Source organism: Flammeovirga aprica JL-4, assembly GCF_012844305.1.
GTDB lineage: Bacteria > Bacteroidota > Bacteroidia > Cytophagales > Flammeovirgaceae > Flammeovirga > Flammeovirga aprica.
Genome location: NZ_JABANE010000032.1, coordinates 1 through 19908, shown reverse-complemented (window position 1 = coordinate 19908; position 19908 = coordinate 1). Strand labels below are relative to the sequence as shown.

Genomic DNA, 19908 nt, shown 5'->3' with positions numbered 1-19908 from the left:
GTGTTTCGAGTATCGTATTATGTTTTGCTTAAAACACGCTTTTTAAACTAAATACAAGTAAATTTCCAATTCAATAATCTAACTTTTTAAATGCAAAGTCTTAAAAAAAACTGTACTAACTGTGATCATGAATTTGAATCTGATGAGCACTTCTGTCCGTCATGTGGTCAAAGTAGAGCAAATTACAACACTAATTTTCTTAGAATCATAAAAGATTATATTAATGAAGCTTTTGGTATTGATTCTAAGCTTAAACATACTTTCCTACCCTTTTTTACAAAACCACAGTTTCTTACCGAAGAATATTTAAGTGGAAGAAGACAGAGTTATGTCCATCCTGTCCGACTGTATCTAATTTCCAGTTTATTTTTCCTTTTCATTTTTAATAATGTCATCATAGACAAACACTCGTTCAGTCTCGATTTAGAAAAACACCTTCCGAAAGAAAGAGACACTCCATTAGTACAGATTAATGCTGAAGAAGAAGAAGAAGCACAAAAAGTGGAAGTTCTAGTCGATTCTATAAAGAGTGAATATCAGGTAAATGATGACCTAGGAGAAGTAGAAGACGAAGAGGATGACGACGATGGCAGCCTTCTTTCTAAAGCAGATGACAAGAGAATAAAAGATATCATTTGGTTCATTAGAGAAACAGAAACCGTAGATGATCAAACGATTGAGGATTCTTTGGGGATCACTTCTTGGTATCAGGTAAAGATGATCAAACAGGCTCAATATTTTTATAAAGAAAAAGGAGTAACATTTTTCCAGACGGTCATTGAAAATATTCCAATTGCCATTATGCTCCTGGTACCTCTTTTTGGTCTGTATCTTAAATTACTATACATTCGTAACCGAGAAAATTTATACATTCAACATCTCCTGTTTTCAGTACATTTACACGCCTTCACCTTATTTATGTTTGGTAGTATGATTTTGATAAATCTTATTCCTTGGGGTATAAAAAGTTGGATGCTTTTTGTTTTCTATTTCTATTGGACAGCAGTTGTATTGATCATGTTTAAAAAATTCTATAAACAAGGGTGGGCAAAAACGATTATCAAACTATTCTTGGCTTCCTCTATTCACAGTATCATGATTTTCTGGGTCATCTTATTTGAGATTGTCATCAGTTTATTGATCTTTTAATGTTTCGATATAAAATAAGAGAAAGCCTGCTCGAACCAATAGAGATTCTAGCAGGCTTTTCTTTTTCACAAATTAATTGGCCTTAATCAGGCTCCATTGTGACCAATCACCTGTCCAAGTGTCAGGTACTTGGTTGATTTTAATCAAGTCAACATCATTGGTGGTTGAAATATCATCGTAACTTCTCGCTTTCAACCTTTTTCCACTTCCTCTGTTTTCTATAAAAACATGAGTTCCATCTACATCAATAAACCTCCATTGTGTATGTAAAGCGAGACCTGTAAAGTTTATTTTTGCTATAATATTGGCATAATCATCATTTGTTTCCGGTCTCATATACACCCCACTTCCTCTGTTTCTCAACCTAAACCACTCTCCTTCTACAGGGATCAATTCCCATTGAGAGTTCTCTCCGCTCCATGAATTGGGTACTTCTACAATTAATGAATTATCTATCCCATTCTCATAAGGCTTAATTCGATCCGTGGTTTCTTTATTCTGAATCAGGTAATATTGGGTAATCCAATTTTTATAATCTTGACCCGAATTCATATCTACTCCTTCTGCAGTTAAAGTGGATGCATTTGATTTGAAGTTTATCCCCTTGAAAGAGTCATAAATAACTATCCCATCCACACCATTTTTGATAGCGGCATCAATTCTTACATCCAAATTGCTGAATTTTTTATTCTGATTGGTTTCAGAATCCCATACCGTTAAATTTCCTGCAGCTGCAATAAAAGTAGGCCAAAGGCTATGCTGAAAACCTAGGTTATGAGTGGTAGCAATAGAAATATAATCTTTAATATTGGTGTTATTTAAAACCAAAATCCCTGCTTCAATACCCCATGTACAAGGTCCTATCAGTGTTGCACCATTTAAATCAGCGGCATGAAGTTCAGAGAAGATATTATCCATCTGATTGGCATACCAAAAAGCACCAGGTCTCCCATCTTCATTAAAAGGGCAAACCCAATCTACTTGATATTGTTGAGTGAAGGCTTTGATTCTTGATACCAATGCATTTTTGGCCGCTGTTTTACCTAGAACAGAAGGGCCTGCACCGCCTTCTTCGTCATCCAAAATACCGTTGGCAATTCTTTTACCTCCTTCCCATTTTGCTGGATTGGCAAAAATTTTAAACCCGGCTGCTTTCGCTTGTGTATAGAGGTAATCATAAATGACGGGATTGGGGTTCACATTATCTGCAAAAATAGCGATTCGAATACCGCCTACTCCCATTTCTTTAAATCCACCTAAAATTGCATCTACTTCTTGAGTTGTCTTAATACCATTATGGATTTGACCTTGTTTTACATCTCCCAATACAATGTCAAGTTCCTCTACATAATGATGCATAGAAAGGCTAGACACTCTTTGGTTTGACAGTTGATTTTCAGTTGTTGTTTCAACAGTAGTGCTGATCTCAGTTACCCTGTCATTACAAGAGAAAATAAGTAATAATAGATGAAGAGCCACAGTAAACTGAAGCCATAAGTTGCGTTGTTTCATTTCAATACTTTTTACTGGTTGCAAAGGCATGATTTTCACACCTTTTGTTGTCTAATTAGAACTTACACGTGTAGGTTATTAGTTTTTGATTACCGTAAATGTATTGAAAGGTAACAGTTTCTAGAGGGGAAAAATTGGTTTAAAACGGCCCTTAAATCGTTAAATCATCATCATTCTGATAAAACTTCTTTCCCCTCTAGGCTTCTAAACTGTTAACTCAATTTGCTTTATTGAAATAGCCCAATGACTCTAAAAAATCATCAGTATCTTTCATTGTACTTGTATAATACTCCTTATTTTTCTCTTTGTAATTGAAGAAACCGTGCTTCCCTCCCTCATAGATTTTCAACACACATTTACTTTTCACTTTCTTCATTACATGCTGATAATATTGTGCTGTCGTAACCGGAATCAGATGGTCTTTTGTGCCTAATAAAATAAGTGTGGGCGGTGCACCTGCTACAATATTATGCAACGGAGAAAAACTTTTGTATTCCATGCCTATTCTTTCAAATCCATAACCCCCTGGACCGTTATCTATCACGGGATTAAAAAGAACAAGAGCATTTGGTTTACAACTGTAAGTTAGATCATCAGAAGCATCATTATAACCTTCCACAATTGCAGTTGCAACAGCTAAATGTCCTCCAGCGGACCCTCCTGAAGCGATAATTCTTGATGGATCAATTTGTAATGACTCCGCATTTTTTCTTAGAAACCGAATGGCTGATTTAGCATCATTCAAGGCCTGAAATGGCGTGGTGTTATTTCTCTTAAATACTCTGTAGTCTGCAAGGAAACAGATAATTCCTTTTGCAGCGTAATGCTTTGCATGTCTCTCGAACTGACTTCTCGTTCCTGTATTCCATCCTCCTCCAAAATAAAAAATCATGGCAGGATATCGTTTCCCTTCCACCATTTTGGCAGGCTTATGCACTTCAAGGTACAGCTCTACAGAATCGATACTCTTATATAAAATCTCTTCTTGTGCGTAGGTGACAGTGAAAGAAAAAAAGCACAAAACTAATGCTAGGATTTTCATTTTTAAATTTTAGAAACACTGGTGTCTTGCTTCAAATACTTCTCCACCCATTGCTCTCCAACGGCATTTAAATTACCTGTTGTAAGATCAATTCCTGTCCAAGAATCATAAAGAACAAGACCGTTGACCCCTGCCTTCATTGCAGCATCGATTCTAATGTCTTTTTCCTCATATTTTTTATTCATATTGGTTTCAGAATCCCAAACTTTCAAGCCTTTAGCCGACTTCAAGAACTTTGACCACTTGTTATGTTCAAACCCAAGGTTATGTGTTGTTGCTACAGAAATGTAATCTTTGATATTTGTTTTGTTTAAGATTTTCGTTCCTGAGCCCACGCCCCAAGTACATGGACCTATTAATTCAGCTTTTATATTATTTTCAGCCAATCTTTGATAGGTTTCGCTGATTTGGGTTGCCGTCCAATATTGTCCTGGCTTTCCATCTTCATTAAAAGGGCAAATCCAATCTACAGGATATTCTTTGGAAAACTTCAAAATACGTTCCACCAATATATCAGTGGCTTGACTATCTCCCAGTACCTTCTGTCCTGTATTCTTACCCTTGTTGATTCTATTGACAATTCTTCGGGCACCTTCCCAGAGTGCAGGGTTGGCGAATATCTTAAAGTCTCTTCTTCTAGCTTCGTGATATAAATAGTCAAACATCTTTGGATTTGGGTTCACTTCCTCTCCAAAAATAGTAATACGAACACCATCTACATGCATTTTCTCAAAACCATCTAATAGATGATTGATTTGTGTGGTATCTTTCAGTTTATTGTGAATCTGAGCTTGTTTTACATCTGCAATAACGATCTCTAGATTTCCTTTGTATTTATCATTTTGTGAAACATGATCACTTGTATTCTGTTGTTGTTGTTTAGTATTCACACAACCTGCCAACATCACAGCAGTCACTATAATTGTTGTTATTTTCTTTAATCTTAACATCTTAATTTTGGAAGTAAATAGGTTGCCTGAAATTAGACAACCTATTGGTTTACACTACTTATTATTACTTAAACACAACCTTTTTCAAAAGGAAGTCATTACCTACACCTACTTTTAATAGATATAATTTATTAATGTCAAATGAATAAGGAACCGTCACTGTGCTATTAGGTTGTACCTGTTGCTTTTGATTGAAAATCATTTGACCATTTAGATTGTAAAGCAGGAGTTCAACGGCTTGATTTCTCTGTGATTTATCCTTGATCACAATACCGTTTGTAGTCATAGTCACATTCAATACTTTTTCTAATTTATTTTCTATGCTTGTTACTTGCCCATCATTGACTACAGTGATTGTAACCGTAGCAATATTACTTTCAGTTTCTCCATCATTGGCTACATAAGTAAACGTCACTACACCTTCAAAACCTGACTCTGGATAGTACTCTACACTATTTCCGAAGTGATCTAAACGACCTACTTCCACATCTTTCACAATATGATAAGTCAATGCATCATTATCTTCATCCGTAGCTTTTAGTTCAATAAATGCAGACGTTGAATTTTTCACTTCTAGTACTATGTCCTCTGCTACCGGAGCTGTGTTATCTGAAGGCGTTTCACCATTACTTCTTACAAGGAAAGTAATGGTTGCTACTTCGCTGTCTTCAAAACCATCATTGATTACAAAAGTCATCTGATCCTCACCGCTGAAATCAGCATTTGGAGTGTACGTCAGTTTAGGAATTTCTCCATTAATAGTACCATTGGATGGCTGAGTCAAAATACTGAACGTAATAGGATCATTATCCGCATCATTTCCAGTTAAAGTAAACGATGTAGACTCCCCTTGATTCATCAATAATTGTTGACTATCCGCAACTGGTTTACTATTCATAAAAGGAGTGACATTGATAGTCACTGTAGCTGTATTACTGTAATCTTCTCCATCAAATGCTCTAAAAGTGAAGACCTCTTCTCCCGTAAACCCATCATTTGAACGATATACTACATTGGGTAAGTCTCCCGTTAAAGTACCATTTGTAGGCTGATCTACTAACTCATAAGTCAATGCATCTCCATCTTCGTCTGTCGCTTCTAAAGTAATGGACAAAGGTTTGGTTGACATGACTTCCAACGTTTGATCATTGGCCACAGGTACAGAATTTGGAACTGTTTTGACTGTGATGCTCACTGTTGCCGTATTACTGTAGTCTTCTCCATCAAATGCTCTGAAAGTAAAACTGTCATCACCTTCGAAATCTGTATCCGATGTATAAATTAAGTTAGGAAGATCTCCTGTTAAAGTACCATTTGTGGGTTGATCAACTAATTCATAAGTAAGATCATCCCCATCATCATCCGTTGCTTCAAGCGTAATATTTAAGGCTTGATTTGTAATTACTTCCAATGTTTGAGGCTTGGCAACTGGAACTGAGTTTGGTATAGGTTTCACTTCAATATTTACTATGGCTACGTTACTGTATTCACTGCCATCAAATGCTTTAAATGTGAAGCTGTCATTGCCTTCAAAACCATCATTCGATACGTATGTCAAATTAGGTAGATCTCCTGTCAAAGTACCATTTGAAGGTTGATCAACGATCTCAAAAGTTAAGACATCATCTTCTTGATCTGTTGCTTCAAGCGTGATGCTCAATTCCTCTTTTGCTATTACGTCGAGGTCTTGATCTTTAGCAATAGGCGCTGTGTTTGGCAAGTTCGTTACTGTTATAGAAACGGTTGCTACATTACTGTACTCTTTACCATCATAAGCTCTGAAAGTGAAACTGTCATCACCTACATAACCATTGTCAGATACATATTGTAAATTTGGAAGATCACCTGATAAAGTACCATTCGCTGGCTGTGTCACCAATTCATAAGTCAGTGCATCATCATTTTCATCTGTAGCTTTCAATGTGATGTCTACTGTCTCTGAGGTCATCACTTTAACAACTTGGTCTTCTGCTTTTGGTGGTACATTTGGAGCAGGGTTTACCGTTATCGCTACGGTTGCAATTTCACTATACGCAATTCCATCAAAAGCTTTAAAAGTAAAACTATCATCACCTTCAAATCCATTATCTGAAACATATTTCAGATTTGGCAAATCTCCTGTTAAAGTACCATTGGTAGGCTGATCAACAACCTCATAACTCAATACATCTCCATCTACATCAGTTCCCTCTAACGTAATTGACAACTCAATGCCAGAGATTACCTCTAAAGTTTGTGGATTGGCTACTGGTGCGTTGTTATTTTCATTTTGAACAGTTACTGTAATAATACCTTCATTACTATCAACTCTTCCATCATTGGCAACATAAGTGAATGTCTCCTGTCCTTGGAAGTTTTGATTTGGAGTATATTGATAAGCACCATCCACCATAGAAATCACACCATTTTGAGGTTGTGTTTTGATACTTAACTTAATAATATCATTATCTGCATCAGTGCCCTCTAATGTAAATTGAACCGCAACACCTTTAGCAGTGCTAAGTGTCTTATTCTCTACAATTGGAGCAACATTACTACGGCTGTTTGTATTATTTCTAAAGTGTTCATTTAGTGCCTCAACCTCCGTTTTCTTTGCCGTTAATTCACCAGCTGTTTTCGATTCATCAAAAGCAAAATCTACAGCAGATTGTAAAGCTTCTTTATAACGGTTAACGATTTCCTGCAAATACTCGGCATCACCACTTCCAATGACAGCATTGACATATAAATCCTGACCTGTTAGAATTTCAGCATATAAATCATATGCATCAGCTGGAACTACTGTACCACGAATACTTACATTATCAAACGTAAAATATTCTCTAAGTTGAGTGTTATCAGTCTTGCCTGTTCTGTTCAAACCAATCAAAAAGGAATAGCTGTCTTCAAATACCAAATTGTCATTAAAGAAAGCACTCATGTAATCCATGTCTTTGATGCCGTCACCATATTTTTCTACACCAGCCACTACATCTGCTTGATAATAATCAACCCTTGTTCCTGAACCATCTCTTGCTTTATCATGATAAATAGAAGCTCTATAGGTTCTTGACTTTCCATATTCCCCTGAGCCTGCAAATTTCAATTCATAATTATTGATCATTGCTTTATACCCACTAGCAACATTCATATCGTAAATAAAACCAACATTCTTGAAACCTAGGTTATTGCTGTTGCTTGCCAGTCGGATTGAAAAAGTTCTGTCCTGCTTCCATTGTGATTCTCCATTTTGTCTACTGATCTCTGTAGCAGATACTTTTTCTGAAGATGAAACCACACTCATATCTTTATTATTTAGAGCATAATCCACCTCAAAAGTAGGAATCGATAAACCTTCAACGTACTCTCCTTCAATGATCACTTGGTCAACATACCAGTTGAAAATATCATCTTCATAAATTCCACCACCTTGTTCATCTGGAATCACATTTCCTCCTACTCTCTCTCCTCTACCTGTCAAATAAACGGAAACGTACTCTCCGTTTTTCACCATACTGTATTTATCATTCGGAATATATTCTGTTTCTTCCAATTGATCTGAAAACAGTAAGTTATCAGAAGATTGCTCAGGATCACTGTTAGAGATTGTGTTTCCATTGACTTGTGTTCCTACTCTAAACATATAAGTATTTCCAGTTCCTCCTTCGGCTATTGCTGAAGGGTCTCCCGCATGATCCGATTTTTGAATCACTCTTACTTTGTTGATCTTAAACTTTGCTCCCTTATTGGTATGAATATCAAAACGGAAGAAAGTATTATTATAATTTGTAGCGTTGTTGTTGGTGATTTGGGTTACAGCCATATTATCTGTTATACCCTGATTTACAAGCCTTGAACCTCCTACTATTGCTCTTTGCGGATACAAAACATCATCACTGATTGTAGAGGTAGAAGCCTTAAAACCATTTTGAAAGTTATAAGTAATAGTTACTGCTTCTTGAGCATAAGTTGTCCAAGAGAATAGTAACAGAAAGCTAATAATTATTCTTTTCATTGTCATTCTGATTATGTAGTGTTTATGCTGATTTGCAACCTCCCTGTGATAAGTACTAGGTAAAATGTGATGAAACTTTTTTAAGGTAAGAGGTAAGAATGAAGAGGGAAGAAAAATGGTTCGTGTTATGGTACATAAAATGGTTTTTAAAACACAACACGGACCACCTTCCCTCATCCCTCTTACCTCTTCCCTTTAATCAAAGAACCCTTTTCTCCTGTCTTGGTACTTAAAGAGATTGCAGATTTCTATTTAGTTCGATTTCAATAATTTGCCTACAAATACTTCCTCAGCATTACTGATGCTGATAATGTAAAGCCCTTTATTTAATTGAGAAAGGTTTAAATCAAAAGCGATTTTATTTTGAAGTGATTGCTGTAGGATCATTCGGCCCATACTATCATGGATCGTCATTGTTCCGTTGATCACTTTTGGTAAAGTGATATGAACATTTGTTTGGAAAGGATTTGGAGCAATTTTTAATGATGTTCTGTCAACGACAACGCTTGTAACGTCATCATCGTAATTTTCATTTTTGTATAAACGTGCCTCACTGATTCCTAAATGAATACCCAAACCTTGGCTCGGAGTAGTTGCAATTCTTAACTTCTCCACTCCTCTTACATCAACATCAATTTTCTGAATTGGTGTATTGGCACTTACCGGATCTGATTCAAACAATAACTCATCATCACCAAATACTTTCAATACTAAGCTTCCTCCTAAGAAGTTATCTTCCAATCCGATTTCAGCTTCAAACGTATCAAAGTAATTTTTTACATCATATTCTACTTCTGTAAAGTAACCCAACGTAAGTGCATTATCTTGTTTTGAACCATTGATTATCAATACTGAATCTTCCGCAAAACCTTGATTGATTTTTAGGTCTCCGAAATTGACTTGAGGTTGAATTTCTGTCAAGTAAGTAAACTCTTCTTTGTCCAAAGTTGTCCATTGATAGATGGCTACCGTGTATGGTTCTACTTCATCAAAAGTAAAAGTGGTAGGATTGTCTATCACAAAAGGTCCTTCAATACGTACATTCGTAGGGTTATCTGATGTATTATCCACATTAATGTTATCAGCCAATGCCACCCATTTTTTCAACACAACCTTATCATTCATTTCAAAAGGAAGAGAAGTAAAATCGAAAGCAGTATTGAGTTGTTTCCCATCAGATGTATTAGGGATTACAATTGTTGCTACCGTTTTGTCCTCATTGATAGAAGCCGTAGGATATGAGTTCCATAATTGTACATTTTTGTGGGTATACTTTTCTCCTTCAAAATCTGCCTTTACAAATTGATCTTGGTGAAGGTGAGTGAAAATATGGTGTGCATATCCTTTGGCCATCAAGAAACCTCCATGTCTTGTTTCCACCATTGTGGTACCATCATTTTTGAAGAAAGAGTGCGTTTGGATTCCCAAAAGATCATCCTTGTAATTGTTCATCATTTGATGCCATAAAACAATAGCATGCGGAATGGCTGAGAAATTTCTTGGTGTGCCGTATTCCGATAAGAACTGTTTCACTTCAATACCTTCAAGACTAGGGTTGTCATATTTTGAAAGGTAATTTTTAAACTCTTCGGCTCTATTATTATATTTTGCTATTTGAGATAACTCAAAGATATATTCTTGACCTGAATTCGCTTCACCTCCTGGGTAATAGTGTTTTGCTACTGCATCATAAGGTAAATTTTCATCTGCCATCAACTTAAAGAATTCTTCATGCTCATAACTAGATACTACTGTAATGCTTGGATCAACCGCTTTCATTGCATCATAATAAGCACTAAAACCTGCGTGAGGTCCAGTAGTATAATCTACAATCACATCACCCAAACTTTCTGGAATAGCTCCATTCACACCGTCACCAAAAACAAACGTTCCTTCTTTTGAATCTGTGATCACAAAATGTTTATCAGTGGCTGTTGAATTGTCAAAGTTTAATACTTCAGTCCACTCCTCTCCATCAATGCTTACTGTAAAATCATGGCTCAAATTGATTGGAGGAAACTTCACTTTAAACTCTTGGTCTGGCGTTCCATCCAACGTACACTCGTCCACTACCCAAGTGGTTTGTTTTACAGCTCTTTGGCTGGTAAACGTCTCTGAACCTCCATAAACATAGAAATGAGCATTTCCACTTCTAATACTTTCTCCACCACGAGTATCATCACCACTCAATGGATAGTTCATCACATTCAATTCCCAATCACCATAAAGCTCATTGCCAATTTCCCATACATTGATATTGTAAGGCTCGTAATGTCCATTCTTAGCTCTTTCCAAAGCCCAGTCTTTACCGCCGTTTGGATTGGCTCCGACTTCAGCATTCATATATTCTACAAAATCTCCGGCATCTTGTGGTGTTCCATACGCAAACGGCACTACAATCGAACCTTTATTCATATAGGTCGTTTCCAACAATTTACCGAATTCATCAGGACCAAAACTGTTATCAAAGGCTTTTCCATCATTGTGTGCATCGAGGTTATCAATTCTTTCACTATTAGGGCCGATTGCTCTTTTCCAATTGTAAAGATTGGCCATAGTACCGCCTGGAAATCTGAAAAATGCAGAACCCGTATAGTTCGCTAAGTCAATGACTCTTGGCATAAAATCTTCAGAAGTGGGGTCCCATAAACCTTGTCCGTTGGCATTGTAAGTAGAGTTGGCACCAAACCACTCCGCTTTTCTTTCCATCAGCATTGAGCTCCAATCTACTGTCACTTTCACATCCGTTGGAATCACAATGATTTGAGATTTAAAATGTGCCAATGCTTCATCCATCACTGTTGCCTGAGCATCTAATTCTTCTTGAGAAAGACTACAGTCCGCCATTTTTGCTTTTGCTGTAGCAATGTCCGCTTTTAATTGATCAATATCTTCTTGTGAAAACTGCCCAGAACTTTCTTTTAATGCTAAATAGTTTTCTGCTTCAAGAATACTTTTACCAATTAAATCTTTATTCAGCTGAGGACCTTCCACTGTTTTAAAGTAGTCGAAAAATGTGATTACACCATTGTTTTTGGAACCTTGAGAATACATTTTAATCGTAGTAATTGGTGAATCTCTTACTACTTCTGGCAATGCTAAATTTTCATATTTCAAAACACCATTTAGGTAAAGTGATACTTGATGATCAGCTTTAAAAACCATTCTTACATCATACCATGTGTTCACAGCGTAATCACTGTCCAGTAAAGAGTTTTCTTCTGGAAAATTACTTCCGCCTGGGACATTACCATTTTCTAAAATATCCCATCTTAAATCTCTTTTACCATAGTCAGGGTATTTTAAAGCAATCCAACATTTATTATTGGCGTCTAAAAAGTCCATTTTAAAAGTATACCCTGAAGCGTTGTTCGACATTACGCTAAATGAAATTTCAAATTCATTTTGAGTAAAGTTTCCGAAATTAATGTTTGCTTTGGCATGACCTCCACCAGCAGGTGTTTCCATATGCAACATACCTTCTTGGAAATAAATGTCGCCTCCGTTAACATTGCCTGATGTGTTGACGCTGATATAAGAGGGAAGGTTTTCCATATCTGTATCTACCCCAAAATCATCATCAATCAATGTATTACATTCTTGTGCGTTTACTGTTGTAATAGCAAGCAGAAAGAATAGAAAATAAAAAGTAATGTTTTTCATTTGTAGTTGTCTATTTTAATAAATTCATTTCATTGAACAGCGATGTATGTGAGAGCAATATTAATCTTTAATGTCGCAAGTGTTAAGCCGAAAGGTGTCACTTGTGATTCATTTTTGGCGAAGTCTCCCGACTTCGAAAGAAATGGTTATTATTCTTTTTGTATTTCGAAGTCATGAGACTTCGCCAATTATGTGTTCCAAGTGACGCCTATCGGCTTAACACTTGAAACCTGGTCTCTAAATAAACATCGCTGTCCTTTTTATAATTAAAGCTGAGATTTTTCTTCTTTCGATTTTGGTGTGATGTAAAAGTGGAAGTAATACGGTTTAGATGGAACTCTGTATTCTACCGAAGGTCGTCCTACTTCGTTCCAAGAATTATTACCGCCTACACCCATTTGCAGATGATCAATGTTCACTGTTAGGTGATTCATCTTTTTCAATTCATAAGTGTGTTTTGCCTTTTCAATGTTTTGATCTGTATAAGGATATACACTGAATTCAAAAGGTTGATCACTAGAGAATTTCACACCTTGATTTTCTTTATCTGTCAATACAAAATTTCTTGTCGCCGTTCTATTCGCATACGCTTGAGGCATAGCATAAGGCAATGCAAATTCATCTACATTCATGGCATAAGTCCCCATCATAGCACCCACATTTCTATCGATATAATTCTCTTCTGGACCTTTACCGTACCATTCAATATTCGATAACTCATAAGGCACCTGCATTTGCATTCCCACTTTGATCAAATTAGTAAGTGGAGCATGTGGAATAAATGAAGCCTCAACATGTACTGCACCTTCTTTGTTTAATGTATAAGTTGTCGTCCAAGAAGCTTTATCTTCTGGTAATTGATATTCTACATTAATACATAATCCTTCTCCTACTTCTTCCACGTGCATTGCAGAAATTTTCAATGTTTCCGTCGCCTTTTTCCAGTACTGCTTTTTCTTGAACACATTTGTTGTTCTCACATCGTTATCCGTCGCTGGTCTCCAGAAATTTGGAACAGGCATCTTTGAAATCAGTTCTTCATTTTGATAAACAATCTTCTCAATCGCTTGTCCTTTAGCATCTAAAACAACCTCAAAATCATTGTAAACTACTTTGTTACCTTCCTTTTTCCATTCTCCTGAGTTAGAAGCAAAAGCAGGTGCATACAAACCACCTTGAGGCATTAAGTATTGATCCTGAGCAACAATATGTCCTTTAGATGCATATTTACGGTCTTCTTTTAAAGACGCTTTTACCGTAATGAAGTATTCATTTGAAAGCTCAAACTTAGTCATTTTAACCGGAAGTTTTACCTTCTGAGAAGTACCTGCTTCGATTTCAGGACAATCAAACACTCCCTTTTCCACTACCTGACCATTCGCTAAAATTTCATATTCGAAATCATAAATAGATGTATTTTCAAAGAAATGACGGTTGGTAATTTTTGTTTTGAATGAATTGAAATCCACTACTTCAAAATGAATCGGTTGGAAGGCATGCTTGATTTCATACATGGCCGCTTTCGGTTTTCCATCAGAAGTAATCACACCATTCAAGCAGAAGTTCTTTGTATGAATTTCCTCTCCGAAATCACCACCATAAGCAAAATACTTTTCACCATTCTCTGCCGTCACTTCAATTCCTTGATCTCTCCAATCCCAAATATATCCACCTACTAATCGATCTACTCTACGAATCAAAGTCCAATAATCTTCAAAGTTACCCGTACTGTTCCCCATAGAATGAGCATATTCTGTCAAGATAATCGGGCGGTTAGAAGGGTCTTTTTGACCTAATTCTTCCAAACTTTCCAGCAATGGATAAAAACGACCTAACATATCTAAGTAACCAGGGTCAGTACCATTGGAAGCGATTTTATTGTTTTCTAATTTCTCTTTGAATGCTTTAGAAGTATAATCCAAATACTCTGGATGCGTAGGATCTCCCTGCCCTCCTTCATAATGAATCAGACGTGTAGGGTCAAAACCTTTCGTCCAGCTCGCCATTGCCGCATGATTGAAACCTGTTCCAGATTCGTTACCCAATGACCAGAAAATAATAGACGGATGGTTTTTATCTCTTTCCACCATTCTCACCATTCTATCCAAAAAGGCGCCTGACCACAAACTATTATTCGTCAAATCACCTGTAATACCGTGTGTTTCTAAATTTGCCTCATCCATCACATATATACCATACTCATCACACAAGTCATAAAACTTAGGATCGTTCGGATAATGTGAAGTTCTTACCGAGTTAAAGTTAAATTGCTTCAGTAATTCAATCTCATGACGCATATCCGCTTCAGAAACTACCTTACCTGTAAGGTGATGATGATCGTGACGGTTCACACCATAAATCAATACTTCTTGACCATTTACCAAGAATCTTCCTTTCTCATCAGATTCAATTGTTCTGAAACCTACTTTTGAAGTACGCACTTCTACCACTTCATTTTTAGGGTTCACCAATTCGATATATAAATCATAAAGATGCGGTCTCTCTGCCGACCAAGTTTTCACATTTTCAATGCTATTTCTGATATGGGCAAAAGGCAAATCATCTCTCTGTGGTCTTTTCTTGATCACTCTCTTCACATTCACCTCCGCAGAAGCCACTTCTGTTTCCTGATCTTTCAGCGTCGTTCTGATCTTATAATCTTTCCACTCTTGCTGTGCATAATGATTGCTTACTTCAAAATGTACCTGCAAATCACCCTTCGTATAATTGTCCGTTAAACCCGCTCTCACATGAAAATCATTGATTCTCATTTTATTCTCCTTGATCAACTTCACTTCTCTATGAATACCCGACAATCTCCAGTGATCTTGATCCTCTAAATAGGCTCCATCAGAATATCTATACACTTTAAGTGCTACTGTATTTTTCCCTTTTTGAATATAAGGCGTAATATCAAATTCTGACGGCAAGCGGTCATCTTGACTATAGCCCACCATTGTACCATTGACATTCACCTCAAAAGCAGAAGTTACCCCACCAAAATAAAGGATCACTTTCTCTTTCGTCCAGTCATTTTTCAAAGTAAACTCTTTCTGATATACCCCCACTTCTTGTTTATTGTGAGGAATAAAAGGAGGATTCACTTCTCCCCAAGGATATTTTGTATTAGTATAAATACGTCTGCCGTACTCCAGCATTTCCCAGTTCGACGGCACCTCTATTTTGTCCCAACCTTTTACATTAAGATTGGAAATATCCACTTCCTCCGTGAATGAACCGATGTATTTAAAATTCCATTTTCCATTTAAAGAAAGAACGTTAGATTGCTGATCGTTTGTTGCTTCTTGAATGCTGTTGTAAGGAATAGAAGTCGCTCTCCCTTGTAATTTATTGAATTGATAAAAGGTAGGGTCTTCCCATTTAAGATGTTGTGCTGATAAGTTTGTAGTCAGTATCACACATAAAGCTATCAGTATATTTTTCAAAGTCTTCTTCATTGCTAAAAGTTAAATTCTCTCTTCATACTTTTGACATTACAATTTTAGCTGTAAACGGAAGAAATAAGAGTTGAAAAAATATGATAAAGGGGGGTATTATTTCGTAAATGCTTGTTTTTGGGGGATTAGAGGGGGTTTGGAATGATTTTTTGGTTGGGATATGGAAATATAAGTTCTATTTAATTTAGCCGATCAATTCTAAGACAATCAACAACAAAACCACACAAATAAAAAAATACAAACTTACCTATTTGATAATATTCGTTTTATTTCATTATTTCAACCTTTGAAAATAAAGCAAGCAAACTAACGCAAACTCTTTTTGCTTTGTGAGAACTAAAAACATTTCTATTTTAAAATTTCAACAATGAAAACAAAGAAAAGCAAAACTATTCTGGGGGTAATAATTATTGTATTATTATCTGGGATCTATTTATATCTTAAAACTCCTCCAAGTGTCATCAAAATTGACAATCCTGTCTACCAAGTAAATCAAACAGCTAACATTGTACAGGGAAAAAGACCTAGAAATATTTACACAGAAGAGGAATTACAGGAGGATTACTTTTCTCAAGATTTATATGATATTTCATTCATGGGAGAAGATGAAAAAGTAGTTCGGCAATACTATAAAGAGTTCTTGCTTGAGGAAAGATCTTTTTTTCAAAAAATGAAAAAACGTGACGATGTCTTCACCTTTTCTAGTGAAAAAAAATTATACCAATTATACAAGCGTAAAAAATTTAAACATAAACATTCTTTCGATTTTGTTGGACTCAATGTGGAAGGTTATCATCTCTATTATAAAGATGATAAATATGGAATGATTAACAGTAAAGGCGAAATCATTATACCTAATATATATGATAACCTAGATGTGCTTTCAGAAGGGTTGATCAGTGCTAAAAAAGGAGATAAATGGGGATATATTAATATCAAAAATGAAGAAGTTGTCCCTTTTATTTTTGACCATGCAACATTGTTCTATGAAGGTTATGCTTCTGTTGTTTATAATCAACATAAAGGAGTGATCAATAAAAAAGGGGAACTCGTTTCAAGAAAAGGGACGGATGATGATTGGTTACAAATTAATATGCCTCTTTCTACTTATAATTTTGCCCTTAATAGATTTACAACGAGGGGTGCATATTATTCTTGGGACCTTAGAAATAAACTTACTGAAGACCTTATTCTTTGTTATTTTAAAGAGGTTAAAAAGCCAGAAAAAATAAGTGACCATAACCCTTCTATACATAGAAACTATATTTTAGTTTTTGGGCAATATGTATTTGATTACAAAGGGCGTTTAGTAAACTATTTCCATAGCCCTCTTGGAGATGAGGTAGAGACTAGCGGTGAATTCAAATTTCATAAAAATTCCTTCTGGGACATAAAGTATTCTTCTTGGCAAGGGATGGCTCATATCTTAAACTATAAACAACCTGAAGTACTTAACGATTCTATCATTACGGTAGAGCGAAATTCCAGAAAATATCTTTACAATTTTAAAAGCAAACAAAAGATCATTAATTCTATCAATCATGTAGGTGCAACTAATGTATTCTTTTATAAAGATATGAAAGAAATAACTGACAATGATGATTCTGATAAGGCAATGTCACTAGAGGAGTCCATTGAAATTGCTCTCTTTTTGAGAAAAAGGCCGATAAGTGAATATGAATTTGACATATACGATTATTCTGGTAAAATGCTCACAAAAGCTAATGGTTTCCATTGGATGCAGGATGATGAATATAAAATAAATTACAATGATAAATACGGATTGATTAATGACAGATTTTACATCGCACCAGTCTTCGATAAGATAGTTCTAGCACATAATTATTACTTAGTAAAACACTTTTTCCATTGGGCTTTATATGATAAAAACTTTGAACCTGTCACTGACTTTATTTATGATTCTTACGAAAAAACAGATGATGATATTAAGTTATTCTCTGGTGACAAGTTCCATTATTTAAGAGCACATGACACTTTCAATGATCAGTTTTTCACCTATGCGGACAATACTTCCTGGTTCTCTTGGAATGACGAACCTACTGATAGTTTATTGATAATCTACGAGAATAAACGCTTCGGTTTTGAAGACAGTAATGGAAAATTGAAAGTAGTACCTCAATTTGAATACCTCAATGAGCTTGACAATGGTTTTTATATTGTAAGGTTTAATGAAAAGTACGGTGTACTTAATGCTCAAGGACGTTATGTAATTGACCCTGTATATGATGATATTGAACAAGCTGGAGCTTCTTATTTTATATTGAAAAATGAGCATAACTATTCTCTAATTGATAGTAATTATGAAGAAATAGAGGAATTTAGTAATGTGGAATTAGAATACACTTATGGTGATATAGTTCTTTTCAAAAATGTAAAAGGTCAGGCTCCCCAAAAAATCTATTTCAATTTAAAAAGTTTTGAAACTACCGTATTAAATGCAGACGTCTTAAATGATGGTGATACTTATTATGTAAATGGTATTTTCGACCAAGATGGTAAATATAAATATACTGCTCATTTCAGTGAAGAAGACACATTAACAGAAAGTCTAAAAAGGCAAAATATTAAAAATTATACGATTACAGACCAAAATAAGTCCAGTATGTACATAAACACAAGCCAATATCTGCAATGGGGTAAATATGGAGATATTGACTTCAGAGGTGTTTCTGATAATGGACGACTATCATTTAGAGTTGATAATAATTACCGTAGAATCACTATTAAAAATAAAGAACAAGAAGAGGTTTATATAGACGGTACAAAAATTATCGGTAATCCACAAAAGGGACTATTTACATGTGAAGCAGAAAATGGAAAAATTGGTCTTTATAATTTCTTTGATGAAAAATGGATCCTTCCTTGTGAGTATAACTTTATTGAAAATTATGAAGGTTCTCATGCCTTTATAATACACAAAAACAATAAATTCCAAATCTGTAAACTAAATGGAGAAATTATTCCATTTGAAATCACTCCTCAAAGAATAAGAGGTTCCATCTCATTGGAAGATGATGGTTATATCATTTGCAATGGAGTACCTGATACTCTCTTTAATTATATCTCTGGCAAAGCAATTAAAAAACCAAAAGAGGTAAGATATTCTCGTCTTCTAACAGTAAACGACGAACATATTTTAAAAAGTGGTGCTGACTTCTATTTCATTGAAAAGGATGATAGCATCTTTTTTGATAAAGAGAACCCAGATTTATATGTAGGGCAAGTAACAGATCAGTTAATATTCTATTATTATTTTGATAAAAGCGATATCAAAGGATTAATTGGTCCTGATCTCGAAGTACTTCATAGTAATATTTATCACAAATTGAGTTATTATAATGAAGACACTTTTTATGGACTAACTTTTCAAGAGATGGATATCAATGAAAATGCAACGCTCTATGAGCTAAAAACAGATGGTAGTAAAAGAAAAATTGAGTTGAGTGACACGAGGTATAACTACTTCAAATATATTGCTGAGCTAAATAAGTTTAGGTACTTCCGTTTTTAAATTCATAAATAGAAAAGTCGGAAACTGAAGAAATACTTAATTTTGTTGTTCTTGTAGTGCTCACAATCTTTGAGAGAGTATTACAAGAACGACAAAAATTTGCTCTGTTCGTGGTGTCAAGCCGAAAGGCGTCACTAAGAACTTGACCTTTGTTTAAGTTTGTAACTTATAACTAGAAACAATTTATCAAGTATTTATTTTTTCAAGTTTCGTAAATATGTCTTCTAACCTGTCATGATACTGTATAAGATTCGGTTCATTATTCTTTAACATCAAGTTTATATGATCAACGATTCTAACCTTAAATTCATCATAATCTTCATTTGCAAAATTATTTATTAGGATCATTGCTTCAAAAATCCACTCAACACCCGTTTTAGAAAAGTTGTAATCAGGATTTTCAATCATGATTTTTATTTCAGAATTATATAAATAGGGAACCTTGGTAAATACTTAATCTACTAACAATGAGTTATTTACTTGTTCTAAAATGTAAAAAAGACCCCGAAAAATGTCGAATTAGGCTTTTTTCGGGGTTTTAACTTGCATAAATTTGAGTTCCAACAAAAAATCTATTACAAGTCTGACTCAAATATAACATGCAATTC

General features: G+C 35.2%; 9 protein-coding genes. 2 read left to right on the top strand and 7 right to left on the bottom strand.

All coding sequences use genetic code 11. From position 1 onward, the window contains the following. Positions 1-90 precede the first annotated feature (90 nt). The gene (locus HHU12_RS13235; protein WP_169657223.1) at positions 91-1149 is read left to right on the top strand and encodes a DUF3667 domain-containing protein; all 1059 of its coding nucleotides are present in this window, start codon (positions 91-93) and stop codon (positions 1147-1149) included. Between the two features lie 72 nt (positions 1150-1221). Here the strand turns inward: HHU12_RS13235 and HHU12_RS13230 are convergent, their stop codons facing one another. From HHU12_RS13230 to HHU12_RS13205, 6 genes are all read right to left on the bottom strand, one after another. Further along, a complete protein-coding gene (locus HHU12_RS13230; RefSeq protein WP_169657222.1) occupies positions 1222-2661 on the bottom strand; it encodes an RICIN domain-containing protein in 1440 nt (479 codons plus the stop codon). A 217-nt stretch (positions 2662-2878) separates the two neighbouring features. Then, positions 2879-3703 carry an alpha/beta hydrolase gene (locus HHU12_RS13225; RefSeq protein WP_169657221.1) on the bottom strand — a complete coding sequence of 275 codons (825 nt, stop codon included), beginning with the start codon at positions 3701-3703 and terminating at the stop codon, positions 2879-2881. A 2-nt stretch (positions 3704-3705) separates the two neighbouring features. After that, the gene (locus HHU12_RS13220) at positions 3706-4653 is read right to left on the bottom strand and encodes a hypothetical protein (protein WP_169657220.1); all 948 of its coding nucleotides are present in this window, start codon (positions 4651-4653) and stop codon (positions 3706-3708) included. Positions 4654-4717: 64 nt separating this feature from the next. After that, positions 4718-8647 (bottom strand): Ig-like domain-containing protein, encoded by a 3930-nt coding sequence (locus HHU12_RS13215; protein WP_169657219.1) that lies wholly within the window; start codon positions 8645-8647, stop codon positions 4718-4720. A gap of 252 nt (positions 8648-8899) precedes the next feature. Continuing rightward, positions 8900-12310, bottom strand: a complete 3411-nt coding sequence (locus HHU12_RS13210) for an NPCBM/NEW2 domain-containing protein (protein ID WP_169657218.1) — start codon at positions 12308-12310, stop codon at positions 8900-8902. Positions 12311-12576: 266 nt separating this feature from the next. Beyond that, positions 12577-15768, bottom strand: a complete 3192-nt coding sequence (locus HHU12_RS13205; protein WP_169657217.1) for a glycoside hydrolase family 2 TIM barrel-domain containing protein — start codon at positions 15766-15768, stop codon at positions 12577-12579. Positions 15769-16135: 367 nt separating this feature from the next. Between HHU12_RS13205 and HHU12_RS13200 the strand changes: the two genes are divergently transcribed. Further along, positions 16136-19300 carry a WG repeat-containing protein gene (locus HHU12_RS13200; protein ID WP_169657216.1) on the top strand — a complete coding sequence of 1055 codons (3165 nt, stop codon included), beginning with the start codon at positions 16136-16138 and terminating at the stop codon, positions 19298-19300. Between the two features lie 186 nt (positions 19301-19486). On the opposite strand, the gene HHU12_RS13195 is transcribed toward HHU12_RS13200, so the two are convergent. Then, positions 19487-19708, bottom strand: coding sequence for a hypothetical protein (locus HHU12_RS13195; RefSeq protein WP_169657215.1), 222 nt, complete (start codon positions 19706-19708; stop codon positions 19487-19489). Between the last annotated feature and the right edge of the window lie 200 nt (positions 19709-19908).

What these genes read in the sequence shown, in the direction of transcription:
- HHU12_RS13235 (WP_169657223.1), top strand. Translation starts at nt 91, where the DNA reads ATGCAAAGTCTTAAAAAAAACTGTACTAACTGTGATCATGAATTTGAA.
- HHU12_RS13230 (WP_169657222.1), bottom strand. Translation starts at nt 2,661, where the DNA reads ATGAAACAACGCAACTTATGGCTTCAGTTTACTGTGGCTCTTCATCTA.
- HHU12_RS13225 (WP_169657221.1), bottom strand. Translation starts at nt 3,703, where the DNA reads ATGAAAATCCTAGCATTAGTTTTGTGCTTTTTTTCTTTCACTGTCACC.
- HHU12_RS13220 (WP_169657220.1), bottom strand. Translation starts at nt 4,653, where the DNA reads ATGTTAAGATTAAAGAAAATAACAACAATTATAGTGACTGCTGTGATG.
- HHU12_RS13215 (WP_169657219.1), bottom strand. Translation starts at nt 8,647, where the DNA reads ATGAAAAGAATAATTATTAGCTTTCTGTTACTATTCTCTTGGACAACT.
- HHU12_RS13210 (WP_169657218.1), bottom strand. Translation starts at nt 12,310, where the DNA reads ATGAAAAACATTACTTTTTATTTTCTATTCTTTCTGCTTGCTATTACA.
- HHU12_RS13205 (WP_169657217.1), bottom strand. Translation starts at nt 15,768, where the DNA reads ATGAAGAAGACTTTGAAAAATATACTGATAGCTTTATGTGTGATACTG.
- HHU12_RS13200 (WP_169657216.1), top strand. Translation starts at nt 16,136, where the DNA reads ATGAAAACAAAGAAAAGCAAAACTATTCTGGGGGTAATAATTATTGTA.
- HHU12_RS13195 (WP_169657215.1), bottom strand. Translation starts at nt 19,708, where the DNA reads ATGATTGAAAATCCTGATTACAACTTTTCTAAAACGGGTGTTGAGTGG.